The sequence below is a fragment of the Stenotrophomonas sp. YJH_SMC_131 genome (assembly GCF_059367975.1).
In genome coordinates this window covers 72845-91840 of record NZ_JCAFRJ010000009.1, presented here as the reverse complement: position 1 = coordinate 91840, position 18996 = coordinate 72845, and the positions used below count along the sequence as shown (strand labels likewise).

Here is an 18996-nt window from a genome sequence, read left to right as displayed (position 1 = left end):
CGATTGCAACAAGCGGATGACCGCGTGACCGTATCCACCCTCGCTTTTGTCTTCCCCGGCCAGGGCTCGCAGTCTGTGGGCATGGTGGCCGAGCTGGCCGAACTGCACCCACAGGTGCGTGAAGCCTTCACCGAGGCATCCGATGGTGCCGGCGTCGACCTGTGGGCGCTGTCCCAGGGCGGCCCGGAGGAAATGCTCAACCGTACCGAATACACCCAGCCGGCCCTGCTGGCCGCGAGCATCGGCGTGTGGCGCGCCTGGAACGCCGTGGGCGGTCCGCGCCCGTCGGTATTGGCCGGCCACAGCCTGGGCGAGTACACCGCCCTGGTTGCCGCAGGCGCACTGAGCCTGCATGACGGTGCGCACCTGGTGCGCCTGCGCGGCCAGCTGATGCAGGAAGCCGCACCGGCCGGTGTCGGCGCCATGGCCGCCGTGCTCGGCGCTGAAGACCAGCTGGTGCTGGACGTCTGCGCCGAAGCGGCAGGCAGCCAGGTGGTGGTGCCGGCCAACTTCAATTCGCCGGGCCAGATCGTGATCGGTGGCGACGCCGACGCGGTCGACCGTGCGCTGGCGCTGCTGGCCGAGAAGGGCGTGCGCAAGGCGGTCAAGCTGGCCGTCAGCGTGCCCTCGCACACCCCGCTCATGCGCGAAGCCGCCAACCGCCTGGCCGAAGTGATGGCCGGCCTGTCCTGGCACGCGCCGCAGCTGCCGGTGGTGCAGAACGTCGACGCCCAGGTGCACAGCGGCATCGACGCGATCCGCACCGCGCTGGTCCAGCAGCTGTACCAGCCGGTACAGTGGACCGGGTGCGTGCAGGCGCTGGCTGCCCGTGGCGTCACCCGGATCGCCGAGTGCGGCCCGGGCAAGGTGCTGACCGGCCTGGTCAAGCGCATCGACAAGGCCATCGACGGCCGTTCGCTGGCCACGCCGGGCGACTTCGAAGCCGCCCGCGAGGCATGGTCGGCCTGATCCCCCCTGTTCCTGCCGACCGTACCGGTGGCCGCGGCAAGCGGCACGGGTGCGGCGGTCGCCCCAGCCTGAGGAAAACATCATGAGCAAGCCCCTGCAGGGTGAAATCGCACTGGTCACCGGCGCCAGCCGTGGCATCGGTGCCGCCATCGCCGATCTGCTGGCCGCCCAGGGCGCCACCGTCATCGGTACCGCCACCACTGAATCCGGCGCTGCCGCGATCGGCGAACGCCTGGCCGCCCACGGTGGTCACGGCCGCGCGCTGAACGTCACCGATGCCGCCGCGCTGGACAGCGTGCTCGATGGCATCGCCAAGGAATTCGGCCCGATCTCGATCCTGGTCAACAATGCCGGCATCACCCGCGACAACCTGCTCATGCGCATGAAGGACGAGGACTGGGCGTCGATCATCGACACCAACCTGACCAGCGTGTTCCGCACCAGCAAGGCGGTGATGCGCGGCATGATGAAGGCGCGCAAGGGCCGCATCATCAACATCGCATCGGTGGTGGGCGTGACCGGCAATGCCGGCCAGGCCAACTACGCCGCGGCCAAGGCGGGCATCATCGGCTTCAGCAAGTCGCTGGCCAAGGAAATCGGTTCGCGCGGCGTCACCGTCAATGTTGTCGCACCTGGCTTCATCGACACCGACATGACCAAGGCGTTGCCGGAAGAAGCGCGCACCGCGCTGATCAACGACATCGCCCTCGAACGCCTGGGGTCGCCGGAAGACATCGCCCATGCGGTGGCCTTCCTGGCCAGCCCGGCTGCCGGTTACATCACCGGCGAAACCCTCCATGTGAACGGCGGCATGTACATGCCGTAAGCAAGGGGCGCAGGGATTGCGCCGCAAGTGGTTGATCTGCGGAGGTTTTTGCTGCAATGCAAGGCCGCGCCGGTTTCCACTACACTATCCCACGGCCATCGCCTTTGATGGCGACCACTTTTGAACCACAACTCCATCTGGAGCGAGATCCCATGAGCACCATCGAAGAACGCGTCAAGAAAATCGTCGTCGAACAGCTTGGCGTCAAGGAAGAAGAAGTCACCAACAGCGCATCGTTCGTCGATGACCTGGGCGCTGACTCGCTGGACACCGTCGAGCTGGTGATGGCCCTGGAAGAAGAATTCGAGTGCGAGATCCCGGACGAAGAAGCCGAGAAGATCAGCACCGTGCAGGCCGCCATCGACTACATCAAGGCCCACGTCAAGGCCTGATGTCAGACGGCAGTGCGCGCGCGGGCCCACGCTCGCCGCGCACCGCACCCCATGGGGCCGCAGTTGCGGCCCCGTGTGTTTGAGCATCACACCGAAGCAAACCGCGTTGCCCGTTGAAATCAGCCGGGCCAGGAGAATCAGCAATGAAGCGTCGCGTCGTCGTAACCGGCCTGGGTATCGTCTCGCCGTTGGGCAATGATCTGGCCAGCAGCTGGGAAGGCATCACCCACGGTCGTTCGGGCATCGGTCCGCTGACCAACGTTGCGGATGCCTATCTGGATCGGTTCACCACCAAGATTGCCGGTGAGGTCAAGGGATTCGACATCACCGCCGACAATGAACTGTTCGGCAAGTTCCGGGTCAGCGGCAAGGATGCCAAGAAGATGGACCCGTTCATCCATTACGGCCTCGGTGCCTCGTTCATGGCCCTGCACGACTCGGGCCTGGAGATCACCGACGCCAATGCCGAGCGCATCGGCGCCATCGTCGGCGCCGGCATCGGCGGCCTGCTCGGCATCGAAGAGCAGACCATCGAGTTCCACGAGGGCAAGAAGATCTCGCCCTTCTACGTGCCAAAGACCATCATCAACATGCTGCCGGGCCAGCTGAGCATCATCACCGGCCTGAAGGGCCCGTCGTTCTCGGCGGTGTCGGCCTGCGCGACCTCGAACCATTCGATCGGTACCGCGATGCGCATGATCCAGTACGGCGACGCCGACGTGATGGTGGTTGGCGGTGCCGAGCGTGGCTCGTCGCCGACCGCGCTGGGCGGCTTCTGCGCGATGAAGGCCATGAGCACCCGCAACGATGCCCCGGAACAGGCCTCGCGCCCGTGGGACAAGGACCGTGACGGCTTCGTGCTGGGCGACGGCGCCGGCATCCTGATCCTGGAAGAGTACGAGCACGCCAAGGCGCGTGGCGCGAAGATCTACTGTGAACTGGCCGGCTTCGGCGCCAGCTCCGACGCGTACCACATGACCGCACCGAGCGAGAACGGCGAAGGCGCCGCGCGCTGCATGGCCATGGCTATGAAGGACGCGGGTGTGAGCCCGGAACAGGTGGGCTACCTCAACGCGCACGGTACCTCCACGCCGCTGGGCGACCTGGGCGAGACCATGGCGATGAAGACCGCCTTCGGCGACCACGCCTACAAGATGATGGTCAGCTCCACCAAGTCGATGACCGGCCACCTGCTGGGTGCTGCCGGCGGCGTGGAAGCGATCTTCTCGGTGATGGCACTGCAGGACAACGTCATCCCGCCGACCATCAACCTGCAGCAGCCGGGCGAAGGCTGCGACCTGGACTACGTGCCCAACGAAGCGCGCCAGGCCAAGGTCGACGTGGTGATGTCCAATGGCTTCGGCTTCGGCGGCACCAACGGCACGCTGGTCTTCAAGCGCGTCTGACCGAGTTGTAGCGTCGGGCCATGCTCGACGCCGCGTTCTACGGAGCCGCCGCAAGGCGGCTTCCGTGCATCTGAACCCCCGAACTGGCCGCCATGACCCACGCACCGCTGATCCACCCGCTGCCGCACCCGATCGATCTGCTGGCCCTGCAGCAGCATGACCCGGCGCGCTTTCCGCTGCTGATGGAATCCACTGCCTCGGGCACCGCGCAGGGCCGCTGGAGCCTGCTGCTGGCCGCGCAGGGCGACTGCCTGCGGCTGGATGCCGATGGCCAGGTGCGCGACCAGCACGACGCGGTGCACGCCGGCAGCTTCCTGCAGGTGCTGGACCGTGCCTGGCAGCGCGAACGCCTGCTGCATGACGGCAGCCACAGCCTGCCGTTCCGCGGCGGCTGGGCGCTGATGCTGGACTACGAAGTGGCCAGCCAGATCGAACCGGTGCTGCCGGCGCGTGCGCGCGAGGACGGTCGCCCGACCGCGCTGGCGCTGCGCTGCCCGGCCGCGGTGCTGCATGACCATCACAACGGCGCCAGCTTCGTCATCGCCGAGGCCGGCGAGCAGGCGTTGCTGGATGCGCTGGTGGCACTGGCCTCGGCCGCGCTGCCCGAGGCCGGGCAGGGCTGGCAGCCGCCGCAGGCGGTGGGCGAGGATGCGCCGCAGCGCTTCACCGACGGCGTGCGCCGGGTGATCGAGTACCTGCGTGCCGGCGACGTGTTCCAGGTGAACCTGTCGCGGCGCTGGAGCGCGCAGTTCGCTGCGCCGGTCAGCCCGCAGGCGCTGTACGCGCAGCTGCGCCGCGCCAACCCGGCACCGTTCGCCGGCCTGTTCAGCGCGCACGGCCGCCATGTGGTCAGTTCCTCGCCGGAGCGGCTGGTGTCGGTGCATGCCGGCCACGCGCAGACCCGTCCGATTGCCGGCACGCGTCCGCGCTTCGAGGGGGACGATGATGCCGCACGCATCCAGGAGCTGGTCGGCCACCCCAAGGAGCGCGCCGAGCACGTGATGCTGATCGACCTGGAGCGCAACGACCTGGGCCGCATCTGCATGCCCGGTACCGTGGTGGTCGACGAGCTGATGACCGTGGAGAGCTACGCGCACGTGCACCACATCGTCAGCAACGTCAGCGGCCACCTGCGCCCGGAGGTCACCCCCGGCGAGGTGATCGCCGCCACGTTCCCCGGTGGCACCATCACCGGCTGCCCCAAGGTGCGCTGCATGCAGATCATCAGCGAGCTGGAGCAGGTGCCGCGCGGCGCCTACACCGGCGCGTTCGGCTGGCTGAACCGCGATGGCGACCTGGACCTGAACATCCTGATCCGCACCGCCGAAGTGGATGGCCACCAGGTCAGCTTCCGCACCGGCGCCGGCATCGTGGTCGATTCGGACCCGGACAAGGAACTGGACGAGACCCGCGCCAAGGCCCGCGGCCTGCTGCGCGCGCTCGGCCAGCAGGGCTGATCCGGTCGGGGTCGGATCCCTTGCGCACCGCGCGAGGGCTCTGACCCCCGCAGTCATGCCGCCGGGCGTTCATCCACGCATGGCGTGGATCTACTGATCGACCGTTGGCCGGCATGCAGGCGCCACCCCGGTCATGACCCCAATCCACCGGCACGGTATCCTGCACGACGGAATCGAGTTCAGAGGTAGTCCATGGCGGGAGCCAAGCGCGGGTGTCTGTTCGTGGTAACGCTGGTGGTGGTGCTGGCTGCCGTCGTGGCCGGCGCGGGCGCGTGGTTCTTCTACCAGCAGACCCGGTTCGCCGACGCCCCGATCACCCCGACCGCCGAGAGCGTGGTCATCGCCAGCGGCGATGGCATGAACAGCGTGCTGCGCAAGCTGCGCGATGCCGGCGTGGACGAGGGCCAGGACACCCAGTGGCAACTGCTGGCGCGCCAGCTCGATGCGGCCGGCAAGCTGAAGGTGGGCGAGTACGCGCTCAGTGGTGAGCTGACCCCGCGCGAGCTGCTGCTTCGCATGCGCGCCGGCAAGGTGCTGCAGCACCGCGTCACGATTGTCGAGGGCTGGAACATCCGCCAGCTGCGTGCCGCACTCAAGCGCGCCGAGCCGCTGCTGCACACCACCGACAACCTGGATGACGCCGCGTTGATGCAGCGCCTTGGCTTCGGTGGCCAGCACCCGGAAGGCCGCTTCCTGCCGGAGACCTACGTTTACCAGCGCGGCGACAGTGATCTGGACGTGCTCAAGCGCGCCCACGCCGCAATGGAAAAGGCGCTGGACGAAGCCTGGGAAAGCCGCGCGCCGGACCTGCCGATCAACACGCCCTACGAACTGCTGACGCTGGCGTCGATCATCGAGAAGGAAACCGCGCTGGCCAGCGAGCGCCCGCAGATCGCCGGCGTGTTCATGCGCCGCCTGAAGATCGGCATGCGCCTGCAGACCGACCCGACCGTGATCTACGGCATCGGTGCCGCGTATGACGGCAACATCCGCCGCCGCGACCTGACCACCGATACGCCGTACAACACCTATACCCGTGCGGGCCTGACCCCGACCCCGATCGCCATGCCCAGTCGCGACGCGCTGATGGCCGCGGCGCAGCCGGCCGCCGGTGATGCGCTGTACTTCGTCGCCGTGGGCGACGGCAGCGGCGCGCACGTGTTCTCGCCCAGCCTGGACCAGCACAACGCCGCCGTAGCCCGCTACCTGCAGCAGCTGCGCCAGCAACGTACCCAGGAGACCCCGGCGCAATGAGTCCCGCGCTGCTTCGCCACCCGCGTTTCGTCAGCCTGGAAGGCGGCGAGGGCGCAGGCAAGACCACCGCCATCAATGCCATCCGTGACTGCCTGCGCCGCCACGGCCACGAGGTGGTGCTGACCCGCGAGCCGGGTGGCACGCCGCTGGCCGAGCGCATCCGCGGCCTGGTGCTGAAGCCCGATGCCGAGATCGCTGCCGAGCCGCTCAGCGCCGAAGCCGAGCTGCTGCTGGTGTTCGCCGCACGCGCCCAGCATGTGCGCCAGGTGATCCGGCCGGCGCTGCAGCGCGGTGCCTACGTGCTGAGCGACCGCTTCACCGATTCCAGCTACGCCTACCAAGGCGGTGGCCGCGGGCTTGACCCGCAGTGGATTGCCGACCTGGAGCGCCGCGCGGTCGGCCTGCTGCCAGGGCTGACCCTGCTGCTGGATGTGGACGTGGCCGTCGGCCGCGCACGCGCCAACGGCCGTGACCTGTGGCCGGACCGCATCGAGAGCGAGCAGGACGATTTCTTCCAGCGCGTGCGCGCCGTGTTCCGCAGCCGCGCACAGCAGGACCCGCAGCGCTTCGCGCTGATCGACGCCGGCCAGGTGCAGGAACGCGTGGCCGCCGATGTGGTCGCACGTGTCGAGCGTTGGCTGCAGGACGGGGAGGGCGCATGAGCACGTTTTCGCCGTGGCAGCAGCGCGCGTTCGACCAGACCGTGGCTGCGCTCGACGCCGGTCGCCTCGGTCATGGCCTGCTGATCTGCGGCCCGGCCGGGCTGGGCAAGCGCGAGGTGGCGCTGGCGCTGGCCGACCACGTGCTGGCGCAGGGTGATGCAACGCACGCCACGCGTACGCGCCAGCTGATCGCCGCCGGCACCCATCCGGACCTGCAGCTGGTCAGCTTCATTCCGAACAAGAGCGGCGACAAGCTGCGTACCGAGATCGTCATCGAGCAGGTGCGCGAGATCACCGACAAGCTGGCGCTGACCCCGCAGTACGGCGTGGCGCAGGTGGTGATCGTCGATCCGGCCGATGCGATCAACCGTTCGGCCGCCAACGCGCTGCTGAAGACGCTGGAGGAGCCGCAGCCCGGCCGCTACCTTTGGCTGATCAGCAGCGACCCGGCACGCCTGCCGCAGACCATCCGCAGCCGTTGCCAGCGACTGGAATTCAAGCTGCCGCCGCAGCACGAAGCACTGGCCTGGCTGCAGCAGCTGGGCCACAGTGAAGCATCGGCGCGCGAAGCGCTGGAGGCCGCCCGCGGCCATCCCGGCCAGGCCGACAACTGGCTGCGCGAAGACGGCCTGAGCCTGCGCCGCGAAGTTGGTCGAGATCTGGAACAGCTGGCCGCCGGCAAGACCGGCGCGGTGGAGCTGGCGCAGAAGTGGTGCGGTGATGACAACGCGGCGCTGCGCCTGCGCTTCGCTGCCGATCTGGCGCTGGCCCAGGCCAGCACCGATGCCTTGACCACGCCGGAGCGATTGCACAAGCTTGCAGCCTGGTTCGATGCGGCCAACCGCACCCGCGACCTGCTGCGCACCACGGTGCGTGCAGACCTTGCGGTGGTCGAGTTGCTGCTGGCCTGGAACAAGGTGAACGAGCGGCCTGCCGCAAGGGGAAATCGATGAGTGCCAGCAACGCCCGCCAGGGCATCCTGTCCCTGGCTGTGAAGGACAAAGCCGCGCTGTACAGCGCGTACATGCCGTTCGTGAAGAATGGCGGCATCTTCGTGCCCACGCCCAAGCGCTACTTCCTGGGCGACGAGGTGTTCCTGCTGCTGACGCTGCCCGATTCCAGCGAGCGTCTGCCGGTGGCCGGCAAGGTGATCTGGGTGACCCCGGCCGGCGCGCAGGGCAACCGCACCGCCGGCATCGGCGTGCAGCTGGCCGACGGTGCCGAAGGCGAGGGCGTGCGCCACAAGATCGAGACCCTGCTGGCCGGGCTGACCGGTTCGGACAAACCGACCCATACGATGTGATTCCGGTAGCGTCGGGTCATGCCCGGCTGCGTGCCCCGAAATGCCCGTGAACACGACTGTGAAAAACTGTTGACGGCCTCTGAAAAGCCCCTATAATGAGCGGCTCAGCAACACACCGGGCGGTTAGCTCAGCGGTAGAGCATTGCCTTCACACGGCAAGGGTCACAGGTTCGATCCCTGTACCGCCCACCAAATAGTAGACCTGACTTTTCAGGTGTTATGAAGAAGCCGGCTTTCAGCCGGCTTTTTCGTATGCGCAGAGTAAGTGCATGGAGGTCGTGTCGGCTCCAAGTAACCGGTGACTCGCCGTCAGATGGATATGGGACTCTACTAGCTTACCCTGGCCCGCTTTGACTTTTTCCCTAGCGAAAAGGCTTGTGCGTACATAGTCAAGCAGGTCTCTGCGTTCGATTACCCGCTCCACTATCACCTGTACGCTTTCGTACTCGAAACCCTTCGTGAACTCCACTATCCGTGTCCTTGCAAGTCGATGGTCGAAGTTCGAGGACGTCTGGATGACCGATTTTAGGTTCAGCGCTTTTCGATTCTCATTCGATTGTTGAGCGCAGCCCGACTTCAGAGGCCGATCATCGCCGATTGCGATACCGTCGTCGCTTTACTAGCTCAAATGCAGATATGGCAGCAAAGAAAACTGCATACGCCGCCCACAATCTGAATGATGCGCGAAAGGGATGCGGATTTCCTGATTGAATCGCAATGAAGTAGAGGGCGCCAAGAACGAGAATGCCCCCGGCTTGGTATGCGAGAAAGCCACGTAGTACTGGATTCACTTCTTCTTCTCCATCGTCTTTTGTGCCGCATCTACGGCGGCTCCGGCGGTGCTCTGCCCTAGCTGTGATGCTCCCGCTTGTGTGATCGACTGACGAGGAATTGCGACTCCTGTTGATGCGGTGGTGGAGGCGATGTTCGGGGCGCCGGGAGATGCGGAGCTGCTCAGCCTATTCAGAGCGCCTTTGGCGGCTGGTCCCGCGAAGTCGCCTGCTGCAGCTGCAACACCGGAACCTGCCAGACCACCAACAGCGCCTCCGGTCGCTGCCGTGAGCACTCCACCAGCGGAAATCGGCTCTCCCTTGAGGGCGCTCTCTGCGGCGGCACCGGCGCCGCCAGTGACGAAATTCGCCGCTGCTTGAATGGCAACGGCTCGGCCGACAGAAATCACTCCAGACTCCACGGCTGCGACAGCGATACCGCCCACGCCGCCTGAGACCGAACCCACCCCTGCTGCTATCAATGCCTGCGTCTGATCGATTGGTTTATCCGGATTCATCAGCTTCTGGATGGCAATATTGGACAGGCCCCCCGCTATCGCGCCATAGATGAATGGCAGGGCTGGATTTCGCCCATCTGGATCAGTGAATTTGTACGGATTCCCGTTGGCATACCGATAGCGATTGAACTGGCCTACAGGCTGGTCATACGCTGAGACCGGGTCCACTGAGAGGAAGACTCCCAGCTCCGGATCCATGTATCGCTGTTGCATGTAGCTCAAGCCCGTAGTCGAGTCGCTCACATGCCCTGTGTATCCGGGTCCGTCGGTGACCTGTCCTCCTACCAGGGTCCCATAGGGCTCGTAGTCATAACGCTTTATCACGTTGCCGTTGGCGTCGCTCTCAGCAACAAGGGAGCCAAGGGCGTCGGTATGAATGTAGGTAACCGTCTCCGGACCTGCAGCGTTCGCGGATGGAGGCAGGCCAAGCCCAATTGGCAGCGCAATGTGTAGCCAAGTACTTGCTGCAACCAGTGTTCGGAGACGAACTCCAACCCTTGATGCGCAGGCGGATTCATCGCCCGCGTTCCTTTTGAATGTATGCATCCTTTCTTTCCCCGAAAGCGCTGTCCAAGATGACTTGACTAGGCAGTATGACCGTGGCGTTCGTGCACCGATCCGAGTGGATCATATACCGCAATGGCCGCCTTCGCTGGGTAGAAGAGCCGCGTCCATCCCTGTGCCACCTACCATGTTGCAGAACAAAAAGGGCCTCCAGCAATGGGCCATCTTTGCTGCGCGTGCATCAGCCAGGTCTTCCTGCCGCGAATCCCATGGCATGGCCTAGCCCATCCTGTGCAGCGCGCGCGATCTGGCGTGCGGCAACGATCAATCCGTCCCGATGGAAGTCACCGAGTTGATCCTGCGGATCGCCATCCAGGCGCGCACGTTCGGCGGCATGCAGTAGATCCAGTACGGCATTCAAAGCGGCCAGCGAGCGGTCGAGCGAGCCGAAGCCTGTGGCGCTGAGTGTCTGCGGGGTACATGCGCGCCCGGCTTGGTCATCACCGGCGCGGATGGCATCGAGGCAGGAAAGGAACGTTGGGCGCGAAGGCGGCAGCAGTCGCTCCGCTAGAGCGCATTCGATCTCACGCGCAAGGTCTTCGGGCACGTCGGCTGCGACGTCGCCGATAAGCGCGTGCAGGCGGGGATGGATGGCGGTTCGGTTGGTCATGGCGAAACCCTCACTGGCGTAGGGCCACCTTCTGGAGTGAAGGTGGCGGACGGTGCGGGTTGGCGTGCCAAGGCAAACAAGCTTCAAGGGAGAAGAACGCCTGGCGGATCTTGCGATCCCCACGCACCGCCCGCCATTGAGGGCAGTCGGTGCATTCTCTCAACTGCGATCTCTCTCGCAGTCCTTGAAGCCTGTTCGTTTATTCGAGACGCCAATCCCGGCCAAGGCGTCTTGCCTCGGCGCGGCGATCTTCAAGCCGGGCCATCACATCAGTCTGTAAGGAAAGTTCTCAACTGGCCCTAGGCAGGCCAGACGTTTTCCGATGTGTGCCGTCGGACACCTGCGAGTAGTGCGGCCCATCACTGATGGCGCACATCGCCGCCCCTGCCGACCGTGCACGAGACGACTCCAGAGCGGCGCCGCCACGGCAATCGCGTCACCCTGCGCGGCGAGGCGGGACCATGCCACGCATGGAGCCAGAGGGTTCCATCCCTGCGCTGTCCCGCCGCCCCGGGCAGGCGTAGTCTCAGCCCGTTGCCGTGCCCATCCACTCTGGAGTGCCACCATGCCGCTCGCCCGCATCGATCTTCGCAAAGGTAAATCCGCCGACTACCTGCAACGCGTCGGCGAAACCATCTACCAGGCCATGCGCGCGGTGGGGGTGCCGGAAAATGATCGCTTCCAGATCTTCCAGGAACACGCGCCCGGCACGCTGATCCACGACCCCGGCTACCTGGGCGTGGATCGCACCGACGACTTCATCTGCATCCAGATCACCTGGAACGAAGGGCGCACGCTGGAGCAGAAGAAGGCGTTGTACCTGGGCATTGCCGATGGCCTGCATGCGGCGGTGGGTATCCGCCGCGAGGATGTGTTCATCAACCTGGTGGAGGTGAAGAAGGAGAACTGGTCGTTTGGCAATGGGCAGGCGCAGTACGTGAGTTGATGCGGGAACGGTGCCTGCGCCTCACGCGGTTTGGTCAGGCCATGCGCGGCGACGCCTGCTGTTGTGCCTGTTGCTCGTCCTGCGCCAGCCGGCTTGCGTCGCGGGATTGCTGCTGCACGTTGACCTGCTGATACAGCGTGTCCGCGTCGCCCTGCTGCGTATCGAGCAGGGACAGGCGCTGGCGATTGGCGGCAGGGTCCGGCGAGGCGGTGTCGCCGCTGCGATGCAGGAATACGTAGCCGGGTGCCTCGGCGGTGCTGTTTGAACTGAATGCCACCTGCAGCGTGTCCTTTTCGCTGAAGCCGGCCTGCACCGCCGCGTGGGTCAGATGGCCGGCCAGTCGTTCGTGCTCCTGTCCGGGGGGCAGTCCCTGCTGTTCGCTGGCCTGGGCGAGTGCGGTACGCACTTTCTGGTCCAAGGCATGAAGGCTGTGCCCCGGTGCGCGCGCGTCCGCAGCCAGACGCTCGCCCAAGGGGCCATCAATACCATCGGTTTCGCTGAGCAGACGCTGCTTCAAGCTGCGCTCGGGCAGGGGATGGGTGGTGGTGCGGTTGAGTTCGCTGTTGGGGAAGGGCGGTTCAATGCTGTCCACGCCATGGATGTTGCGCAGGGGGCGATAACCGTCCTTGCCCTGTGACTGGACGCCCAGCGGAATGCGGACGTCTGGCAGCAATTGGCCGACGGGGCCGCCGATGCTGTTCACGTCCAGGCTGTGCTTGCGCTGGATGCCGGCATGATTCAATGCGTCCCAGGTGAAGTCCACGCAGTTGTGACGCACGTCGGCGTAGTGCTTGCTGAAGCCGTGCGCCACTGGATCGTCGCCGAACGCCTTGAGCTTGTTGTACTGGGCTTCGGTGATTTCGATGGTACGGACATGGGCGGGGTCCTTATAGACTTTCACGTCGTCTCTGACGATGCGCCCGGGACCATTCATGCTGCCATGCTCGACGGGTGCGAAGCCGAAACTCTGCGCCGCTTTACCTAGAGCGTGCAGAACGTAGAACATGTGGCCAGGCCCGGAAGTATCAGGAGTGCCATCGGGCGTCAGCTGCTGCTTTCCCGAATCGGGATCGAGCAGTGGGGTGCCGGGTGCGGCAATGACAATGTCCAGGCTGTAGCGGGGCTTGTTCATGGAAACTCCTTCGTTCCTTCGAATGAATGGTGTCACTTCCCTGCAGGACGCGAGGCGTGCACGACTAGCCTTGCCGAATAGTCTTGCAGTCCTGATATGGCATGGACCGTTTGAATCTGCAGCCGGTATCTGCTGTCGAGCTCCAGCGGCAGCGCTGTCACGTTCAGGAGGTAGCTGCCGTCGCTGCCTGATGCGAGCGAGGCATAGCGCCAGCTCTCAGAGTGGTGCCACGAGGGGAGCGGCTCAACACCGTTGCGCGCGCGTGCCTGATAGCTGTCCTGTGTTGCAATCTCCTGCCAGGTAGTACCTTCCCGACGCTGCAGGGATACTTCGAATGGGATGTTGATACTTGCTATATCGGGCGTGCCCGTTGTAGCTGGACTTCGCCGCTGCAGTTCCAGTTCCACCGCATAAGTGCGGTAGCTGGCAAAATTGCGCGCCGTGGTTTCGAACTCGAACTGCACCTGCTGGCCCGGCGTGTCCACGGCGATGGGCTGTGAGAGTTCCAGCGGCTCTGGCGGTGGGGGCGGCCCCTTGTCGGCACAGGCGGCAAGCAACGCGGTCAGGCCGAGCAGGCTGATGCGCAGCCGGTGTGTGATGCGAGTGGTCATGCGGATCCCTCTGGCTCCTTGCCGTGGCCATCTGAACCCTAACGTTGGCGAGGCGGGGCCTGCAAGCGTAGGGACCGCGGTGCGGTGCATTCACATGTCGCCGCTGGAGGCGAGCCCCTGCGTCACCGTGTCGCAGGGGCCAAACCCTGAACGGGGTCCAAGGTTGGCTATGGCCCCGTAGAATGGCGGCGTGCGCCATTCTGTTCTCCACCGCCGGTTCCAGGCCCTGGCATGGCTTGCCATGCTGCTGGTGCTGCTCGCCCCGCTGGTGAGCCGCTGGCTGGCGCATGGTCACGTGGCTGCCGCTGCGCCGGTGGCGGCCATGGACCACGCAATGCACGCAGAGCACGCGCTGCACGCGATGGAAGGGCACCACGACCATCACGCAATGGCCATGCCGCACGGCGGGGCCACGAAGAAGCCGCCCGCCGATCCACATGCCGATCATGAGATGGGTGTGGACTGCGATTACTGCCTGATCGCTGCACGGCTGATCACCCTGCTGGTGGCGGCCGTGCTGCTGTTGGCGCCGATGGCACCGGTGTGCCGCGCACTGCGCGGCGCGGTGCGGGCGTTGCCGCAACGGATCAGCGGCACATTGGGCGCGCGTGGGCCGCCGGCACTGATGGCCGCCTGAGCCGCACGCGCGCTGCATTGAACGTTCTTCCATGAGGTTGCCGGCCACGGCCGGTGCCCGCACGCGCGTGTCTGTCCCTTTCTGATTGCTGCCCTGCCATTGCGGGGTGGCCTTGCATGCCGTGAAAAAATGAAAACGAACCCCAACTCCGCGCGCCTGCGCCGGGCGACGCTGCCTGTCCTGTGCGCGTTGCTCCTGCACACCGCCCCCGTACTTGCCGCTGACGCGGCCCCACCGACCACGCTGGATACCGTGCGGGTGGTCGATACCCGCAGCGGTGAACTGTCGTCCACCGCCAGCGCGGGCTCTGCGTTGGGCCTGAGCGTGCTGCAGACACCGGCCAGCCTGACGGTGATTTCGCGCGAGCAGCTGGAGCAACGCGGCGACAGCAACCTCAACGATGCGATCAGCCGGGCGGGTGCGATCAGTGCCATGCCGCATCCGGGCAATGGCCTGAGTGCGCTGTCCAGCCGCGGCTTCACCGACGGTGCCTCGGTGATGCGGCTGTACGATGGGCTGCGCCAGTACGGCGGCGTGGGCATCACGTTCCCGTTCGATACCTGGTCGATCGAGCGCATCGAAGTGCTGCGCGGCCCGGCCTCGGTCATCCATGGCGACGGTGCGATCGGCGGTGTCATCAACATCGTGCCGAAGAAGCCCACGCGTGGGGCGATCGAGAACGAGATCAGCGTGACCGTGGGCAGCGAGGACACCGCGCGGCTGGGCTTCGGCAGTGGTGGCGCCCCGACGCCCGAGCTGGCCTACCGGCTGGATGTGAGCGGCAACTACAGCGGTGGCTGGGTTGATCGTGGACGCAACAGCGACGCGACATTCTCCGGTGCGTTGCTGTGGCAGCCACGTGCGGACCTGCAGCTGATGCTCACCCATGCGCAGGGCTACCAGAAACCCATGCGCTACTTCGGCACGCCGCTGGTCGAGGGCCGCCAGCTGGAGGCGCTGCGCCACCGCAACTACAACGTGGACGACAGCGAGATCCGCTTCCGCGACCGCTGGACCCAGCTCGACGCGCTGTGGACACCGAACGCGAACGTGGAATGGCGAACCCGCGTCTACCAGATCGACAGCCAGCGTGATTGGCGCAATGCCGAGGCCTATGTCTACAACCGCGCTACCGGCTTGATCGATCGCTCGGGCAATACCGAGATCACCCACAACCAGGACCAGACCGGACTGACCTCGACGCTGCGTGTGCAGGGAACGGCGGGTGGCCTGCAGAACAACTTCGCGGTGGGCCTGGACGCCAACCGCGCGCACTTCAAGCACACCAACAACACCTATGCCGGCAGCTCGGGCCCGGTCGATCCGTTCGATCCGGTGCCGGGGCAGTTCGCCAGCGACGCGCCGAACCTGCCGCGCTATCGCAACCGTGCCGAGCAGTACGCGCTGTTCGTGGACGACCGGCTGGCACTGAGCGAGCGCTGGTCGGTGCTGGGTGGCCTGCGCCATGACCGCGCGCGCATCGATCGCACCGATCTGATCAGCGGCCAGAACGCGTTCTCGAAGACCTACAGCAGCACAGGCTGGCGTGCGGGTACGGTACTCGCGCTGCGGCCGACGCTGAGCCTGTATGCGCAGTATTCGCAGGCGGCGGACCCGGTCAGTGGCCTGCTGATGATCAGCCCGGCCAACGGCGCCTTTGACCTGGCCAAGGGCCGGCAGATCGAGGTTGGCCTGAAGCAGGCCTTCGACGGTGGCGAGTGGACGCTGGCGGCGTATCGCATCCGCAAGACCGGGCTGCTCAGCCGCGATCCGCTGGTGCCGGATCGCCGGGCGCAGGTGGGCGCGCAGACCTCGCGCGGTATTGAAGCGTCGTTGAACTGGAACTTCGCGCCGCGCTGGTCGCTCGATGCCAACGCGACGGTGCTGAAGGCCGAATTCGAGGACTTCCTGGAAACCACGGGTTCGCCGGCGGTGTTGGTGTCGCGCGACGGCAACGTGCCGCCGAACGTGGCCGAGCGCTTGGCCAGTATGTGGTTGAGCTGGCAGTTCGCACCGGATTGGAGTGCGGCGGGGGGCGTGCGTTATGTCGGCAAGCGCTACGCCGACAACGCCAATACGCTGGAACTGCCCGGCTACAGCACCACCGACCTTGCACTGACCTGGCAGGCGGCACCGCGCACTCAGCTGTCCGCGCGGTTGTTCAACGTGTTCGACAAGGCGTACTACGCCACCGCGTACTACACCAGCACGCAGTGGCTGCTGGGTGCGGACCGGCGCGTCGAATTCACCGTCGATCATCGCTTCTGAGGGCGCGGGCAATGACGTTGCGTTCCACCGCCAAGCGCTGGACCTACCTGGTGCATCGCTGGCTGGGCATCGGCGGATGCCTGCTGATGCTGCTGTGGTTCGTCAGCGGCATGGTGATGCTGTTCATTGGTTACCCGAAGCTGACGCCCGGCGAGCGGCTGGCGGCGTTGCCGGTGCTGGGTGAGGCCCGCGACCTGCAGGGGCTGTCGGTACTGCCTGCCGCCGTGCAGGCCGAGCCGGAGGCTGTGGCATTGACCACGCTGCGTGGCGAGCCGGCGTATGTGGTGCGCAGTGGCAGCAACGTGGGCGCCTGGTCTGCCGTGACCGGCCAGGCGCTGCTGCCGGTGTCGGCACAGCGCGCCGAAGCATCCGCTGCGCAGTTCGCGGGCGGCCAGGCCTTCGTGGGTGCGATGCGCGTGAATGAGGATCGTTGGACGCATTCGCGTGCACTGGACGCGCATCGGCCGCTGTATCGGGTGGAGGTGGGCGGCGCGCAGCCGGGCGACCTGTATGTGTCCTCGCGTACCGGTGAAGTGGTGCTGGACGCTCCGCATGTGCAGCAGCGCTGGAACTATGTGGGCGCCTGGCTGCACTGGCTGTACTTCCTGCGCATGCAGTCGGTCGACCCGGTGTGGACGTGGGTGGTGATCGTGCTGTCCGCACTGTGCACGGTGGCGGCGATCAGCGGCATCGTGGTGGGCGTATGGCGCTGGCGTTTCCGTGGGCACTATCGTTCCGGTGCGAAGACGCCGTACGTGGAGTCGTGGATGCGCTGGCACCATCTGATCGGATTGTGTGCTGCGGCGTTCGTGTTCACCTGGATTTTCAGCGGCCTGATGTCGATGAACCCATTGGGTGTCTTCAGCAGTACGGGTGAAGCGATCGATGTTGAGCACTACCGTGGCGGCGCGGTGGCGGTGGATGGTGCGCTGGGTGATCCTGCGAAGCTTCTGGCGATGGCCGAAGCTGCGCGCTTCCAGCCGGTGGAGATCCAGTGGCGACGGATCGGTGGTGAGCTGTTCGCGGTGTTGCTGGACGGGCAGGGTGATACGCGCATCGTGTCCGGCGGCAATGGGCACCTGCATGTCGCACGGTGGCTGCCGACCGCGTGGTTGCAGCAGAGGGCACGTGCGCTGTCCGCTACACCCATGCAGGGTTTCGTGGTGCAGCATGCAGCGGATGCGTACTTCTACCCGCGTGCGCCCGAGGCCATGAATGGTGCAGCGGTACGTCGCTTCCCGGTGGCAGTGGTGGATTTCGGTGATGCCGAGGCGACACGCGTCTATCTCGATCTGGCGACCGGCGATCCGTTGCTGACGATGGGGCATCGTGAGCGGGTGGGGCGCTGGCTGTTCTACTTCCTGCATAGCTGGGACCTGCCGGCGATGCTGCGCCAGGAAGGTGCCCGGTTGGCGGTGTTGCTGCTGCTGAGCGCTGCCGGCACCGCGTTGTGTGCCACGGCGACGGTGATCGGCTATCGGCGATTGCGGATGAAGCTGCGGCGCAGGCGGCGCTGATGCCCTGGGCTACACCCGCAGCCAACGCGTGGACATCGCCACCAGCAACAAGGCCGTGGCCACGCCGATGAATGCAGCGATCAGGCCGAAGTGGTTGGCGGCAAAACCGATCAGTGCCGGGCCAGCAAGGATGCCGGCAAAGCCCAGCGTGGAAACGGCGGTGATGGCCAGCGCGCCGGGCATGCGGGTCTGGTGGCCAGCCAGCGAGAACAGCGCCGGTGCGATGTTGGCGCAGCCGAGGCCGACCAGCACATAGCCGATCAGCGACGCCTGCCACGGCGTGACCAGGGTCAGCACCAGCACGCCCGCGGCGGCAAGCAACGCGCCGAACACGATCGCGCGCTGGCGGCCCACGCGTGCCACCAGTGCATCACCGAACAGGCGTGCGACGGTCATGGTCAGGGTGAAGGTCACATAGCCGATGCCGGCGAGGCCGGCATCGACGCGGCGCACGTCGCTGAGAAACACCGCGCTCCAGTCGAGCATCGCACCTTCGCCGAGGAACGCGACGAACGCCAGCACGCCGATGAACAGCACGATGCCGTGTGGCAGGGCCAGCATCGGTGTGTCGTGCGGCATGCGTTCGCTGTGCCAGTACGACGCCGACAGCAGCATCACCAGCAGCATGGCGCCAACGCCGATCAGCACGGACGCCGAGGGAGGCAGGTGAGCAGACAGCAGCACGGTCATGGTGGCCGCGCCGAGGAAGCCGCCGATGCTGAAGAACGCATGGAAGCCGGACATCATCACGCGCCGTGCTTCGCGCTCGACGATGACGGCCTGTACGTTCATCGTGCAGTCCATTGCCCCCACGGCGGCGCCGAACACGAACAGGACCAGCCCGAGTGTCCAGGCCGAACCGGCCAGCGCCAGGCCGGGCACGGTCAGGCAGATCAGCAGGCTGCTGGCCACCATCACCCGCCGGCAACCGAGGCGCGCGGCCAGCACGCCGGACAACGGCATCGCCAGCAGCGAACCGGCACCGAGGCAGAGCAGCACCAGCCCCAGCGTGGCGTCGTTGATCCCGGTGCGTGCCTTTGCGAACGGCACCAGAGTGGCCCACAGCGCGGTGGCGAAGCCGGGAATGAAGAACGCAGCGCGGGTCGCGTGCTGTTCGGCACGCGCGCGGTTGGCAACGGACATGAGCGGTACGG

18 protein-coding genes and 1 tRNA gene are annotated in these 18996 nt (G+C 66.0%); 14 read left to right on the top strand and 5 right to left on the bottom strand.

Going from position 1 to position 18996, the window contains the following annotated elements:
- Positions 1 to 24 precede the first annotated feature (24 nt).
- From fabD to AC5P56_RS17470, 10 genes are all read left to right on the top strand, one after another.
- Positions 25 to 969, top strand: coding sequence for an ACP S-malonyltransferase (gene fabD / locus AC5P56_RS17515; protein ID WP_032958546.1), 945 nt, complete (start codon positions 25 to 27; stop codon positions 967 to 969).
- Between the two features lie 82 nt (positions 970 to 1051).
- The gene (gene fabG, locus AC5P56_RS17510; RefSeq protein WP_005408312.1) at positions 1052 to 1795 is read left to right on the top strand and encodes a 3-oxoacyl-ACP reductase FabG; all 744 of its coding nucleotides are present in this window, start codon (positions 1052 to 1054) and stop codon (positions 1793 to 1795) included.
- A gap of 152 nt (positions 1796 to 1947) precedes the next feature.
- Entirely contained in the window at positions 1948 to 2187 is a 240-nt protein-coding gene (acpP, locus tag AC5P56_RS17505) for an acyl carrier protein (protein ID WP_005415509.1), read from the top strand.
- A 143-nt stretch (positions 2188 to 2330) separates the two neighbouring features.
- Positions 2331 to 3593, top strand: a complete 1263-nt coding sequence (gene fabF / locus AC5P56_RS17500) for a beta-ketoacyl-ACP synthase II (protein WP_134808562.1) — start codon at positions 2331 to 2333, stop codon at positions 3591 to 3593.
- Between the two features lie 92 nt (positions 3594 to 3685).
- Positions 3686 to 5050 (top strand): aminodeoxychorismate synthase component I, encoded by a 1365-nt coding sequence (locus AC5P56_RS17495; protein ID WP_495231834.1) that lies wholly within the window; start codon positions 3686 to 3688, stop codon positions 5048 to 5050.
- A gap of 192 nt (positions 5051 to 5242) precedes the next feature.
- Positions 5243 to 6304, top strand: a complete 1062-nt coding sequence (gene mltG, locus AC5P56_RS17490) for an endolytic transglycosylase MltG (RefSeq protein ID WP_046429210.1) — start codon at positions 5243 to 5245, stop codon at positions 6302 to 6304.
- Positions 6301 to 6966 (top strand): dTMP kinase, encoded by a 666-nt coding sequence (gene tmk, locus AC5P56_RS17485; RefSeq protein ID WP_049441019.1) that lies wholly within the window; start codon positions 6301 to 6303, stop codon positions 6964 to 6966. Before mltG ends, tmk begins: the two co-directional genes overlap by 4 nt.
- Positions 6963 to 7919 carry a DNA polymerase III subunit delta' gene (locus AC5P56_RS17480; RefSeq protein ID WP_046429215.1) on the top strand — a complete coding sequence of 319 codons (957 nt, stop codon included), beginning with the start codon at positions 6963 to 6965 and terminating at the stop codon, positions 7917 to 7919. The genes tmk and AC5P56_RS17480 overlap by 4 nt, the downstream gene beginning before the upstream one ends.
- Positions 7916 to 8269 (top strand): PilZ domain-containing protein, encoded by a 354-nt coding sequence (locus tag AC5P56_RS17475; protein WP_005412452.1) that lies wholly within the window; start codon positions 7916 to 7918, stop codon positions 8267 to 8269. The genes AC5P56_RS17480 and AC5P56_RS17475 overlap by 4 nt, the downstream gene beginning before the upstream one ends.
- A gap of 117 nt (positions 8270 to 8386) precedes the next feature.
- A tRNA-Val gene (locus AC5P56_RS17470) sits at positions 8387 to 8461 on the top strand.
- Between the two features lie 595 nt (positions 8462 to 9056).
- Here AC5P56_RS17470 and AC5P56_RS17465 read toward each other — a convergent pair.
- Positions 9057 to 10103: an RHS repeat-associated core domain-containing protein gene (locus tag AC5P56_RS17465; protein WP_080281850.1), complete on the bottom strand. Its 1047-nt coding sequence runs from the start codon at positions 10101 to 10103 to the stop codon at positions 9057 to 9059.
- Positions 10104 to 10302: 199 nt separating this feature from the next.
- Positions 10303 to 10731 carry a hypothetical protein gene (locus AC5P56_RS17460; RefSeq protein WP_014646194.1) on the bottom strand — a complete coding sequence of 143 codons (429 nt, stop codon included), beginning with the start codon at positions 10729 to 10731 and terminating at the stop codon, positions 10303 to 10305.
- Positions 10732 to 11296: 565 nt separating this feature from the next.
- Here AC5P56_RS17460 and AC5P56_RS17455 point away from each other — a divergent pair.
- On the top strand, positions 11297 to 11677 hold the full coding sequence (locus AC5P56_RS17455; RefSeq protein ID WP_014646195.1) for a tautomerase family protein: 381 nt from the start codon (positions 11297 to 11299) through the stop codon (positions 11675 to 11677).
- A 34-nt stretch (positions 11678 to 11711) separates the two neighbouring features.
- Here AC5P56_RS17455 and AC5P56_RS17450 read toward each other — a convergent pair whose 3' ends face one another.
- A complete protein-coding gene (locus tag AC5P56_RS17450; RefSeq protein WP_495231833.1) occupies positions 11712 to 12809 on the bottom strand; it encodes an XVIPCD domain-containing protein in 1098 nt (365 codons plus the stop codon).
- Positions 12810 to 12841: 32 nt separating this feature from the next.
- Positions 12842 to 13420 carry a hypothetical protein gene (locus tag AC5P56_RS17445; RefSeq protein WP_032958533.1) on the bottom strand — a complete coding sequence of 193 codons (579 nt, stop codon included), beginning with the start codon at positions 13418 to 13420 and terminating at the stop codon, positions 12842 to 12844.
- A gap of 241 nt (positions 13421 to 13661) precedes the next feature.
- Here AC5P56_RS17445 and AC5P56_RS17440 point away from each other — a divergent pair, with 241 nt between their 5' ends.
- The 3 genes from AC5P56_RS17440 (at position 13662) to AC5P56_RS17430 (ending at position 17842) form a co-directional block, all read left to right on the top strand.
- Positions 13662 to 14057 (top strand): DUF2946 family protein, encoded by a 396-nt coding sequence (locus AC5P56_RS17440; RefSeq protein ID WP_014646198.1) that lies wholly within the window; start codon positions 13662 to 13664, stop codon positions 14055 to 14057.
- Between the two features lie 129 nt (positions 14058 to 14186).
- Complete coding sequence (locus tag AC5P56_RS17435) at positions 14187 to 16325, top strand: TonB-dependent receptor (RefSeq protein ID WP_495231832.1); 2139 nt, start codon at positions 14187 to 14189, stop codon at positions 16323 to 16325.
- An 11-nt stretch (positions 16326 to 16336) separates the two neighbouring features.
- Positions 16337 to 17842, top strand: a complete 1506-nt coding sequence (locus AC5P56_RS17430; RefSeq protein WP_495231831.1) for a PepSY domain-containing protein — start codon at positions 16337 to 16339, stop codon at positions 17840 to 17842.
- A gap of 9 nt (positions 17843 to 17851) precedes the next feature.
- Here the strand turns inward: AC5P56_RS17430 and AC5P56_RS17425 are convergent, their stop codons facing one another.
- Positions 17852 to 18985: an MFS transporter gene (locus AC5P56_RS17425; protein ID WP_111205527.1), complete on the bottom strand. Its 1134-nt coding sequence runs from the start codon at positions 18983 to 18985 to the stop codon at positions 17852 to 17854.
- Positions 18986 to 18996 lie beyond the last annotated feature (11 nt).

What these genes read in the sequence shown, in the direction of transcription:
- AC5P56_RS17440 (WP_014646198.1), top strand. Translation starts at nt 13,662, where the DNA reads ATGCTGCTGGTGCTGCTCGCCCCGCTGGTGAGCCGCTGGCTGGCGCAT.
- fabG (WP_005408312.1), top strand. Translation starts at nt 1,052, where the DNA reads ATGAGCAAGCCCCTGCAGGGTGAAATCGCACTGGTCACCGGCGCCAGC.
- AC5P56_RS17450 (WP_495231833.1), bottom strand. Translation starts at nt 12,809, where the DNA reads ATGAACAAGCCCCGCTACAGCCTGGACATTGTCATTGCCGCACCCGGC.
- AC5P56_RS17430 (WP_495231831.1), top strand. Translation starts at nt 16,337, where the DNA reads ATGACGTTGCGTTCCACCGCCAAGCGCTGGACCTACCTGGTGCATCGC.
- AC5P56_RS17460 (WP_014646194.1), bottom strand. Translation starts at nt 10,731, where the DNA reads ATGACCAACCGAACCGCCATCCATCCCCGCCTGCACGCGCTTATCGGC.
- AC5P56_RS17455 (WP_014646195.1), top strand. Translation starts at nt 11,297, where the DNA reads ATGCCGCTCGCCCGCATCGATCTTCGCAAAGGTAAATCCGCCGACTAC.
- AC5P56_RS17435 (WP_495231832.1), top strand. Translation starts at nt 14,187, where the DNA reads ATGAAAACGAACCCCAACTCCGCGCGCCTGCGCCGGGCGACGCTGCCT.
- AC5P56_RS17465 (WP_080281850.1), bottom strand. Translation starts at nt 10,103, where the DNA reads ATGCATACATTCAAAAGGAACGCGGGCGATGAATCCGCCTGCGCATCA.
- fabF (WP_134808562.1), top strand. Translation starts at nt 2,331, where the DNA reads ATGAAGCGTCGCGTCGTCGTAACCGGCCTGGGTATCGTCTCGCCGTTG.
- AC5P56_RS17475 (WP_005412452.1), top strand. Translation starts at nt 7,916, where the DNA reads ATGAGTGCCAGCAACGCCCGCCAGGGCATCCTGTCCCTGGCTGTGAAG.
- tmk (WP_049441019.1), top strand. Translation starts at nt 6,301, where the DNA reads ATGAGTCCCGCGCTGCTTCGCCACCCGCGTTTCGTCAGCCTGGAAGGC.
- mltG (WP_046429210.1), top strand. Translation starts at nt 5,243, where the DNA reads ATGGCGGGAGCCAAGCGCGGGTGTCTGTTCGTGGTAACGCTGGTGGTG.
- acpP (WP_005415509.1), top strand. Translation starts at nt 1,948, where the DNA reads ATGAGCACCATCGAAGAACGCGTCAAGAAAATCGTCGTCGAACAGCTT.
- AC5P56_RS17425 (WP_111205527.1), bottom strand. Translation starts at nt 18,985, where the DNA reads ATGTCCGTTGCCAACCGCGCGCGTGCCGAACAGCACGCGACCCGCGCT.
- AC5P56_RS17480 (WP_046429215.1), top strand. Translation starts at nt 6,963, where the DNA reads ATGAGCACGTTTTCGCCGTGGCAGCAGCGCGCGTTCGACCAGACCGTG.
- AC5P56_RS17445 (WP_032958533.1), bottom strand. Translation starts at nt 13,420, where the DNA reads ATGACCACTCGCATCACACACCGGCTGCGCATCAGCCTGCTCGGCCTG.
- AC5P56_RS17495 (WP_495231834.1), top strand. Translation starts at nt 3,686, where the DNA reads ATGACCCACGCACCGCTGATCCACCCGCTGCCGCACCCGATCGATCTG.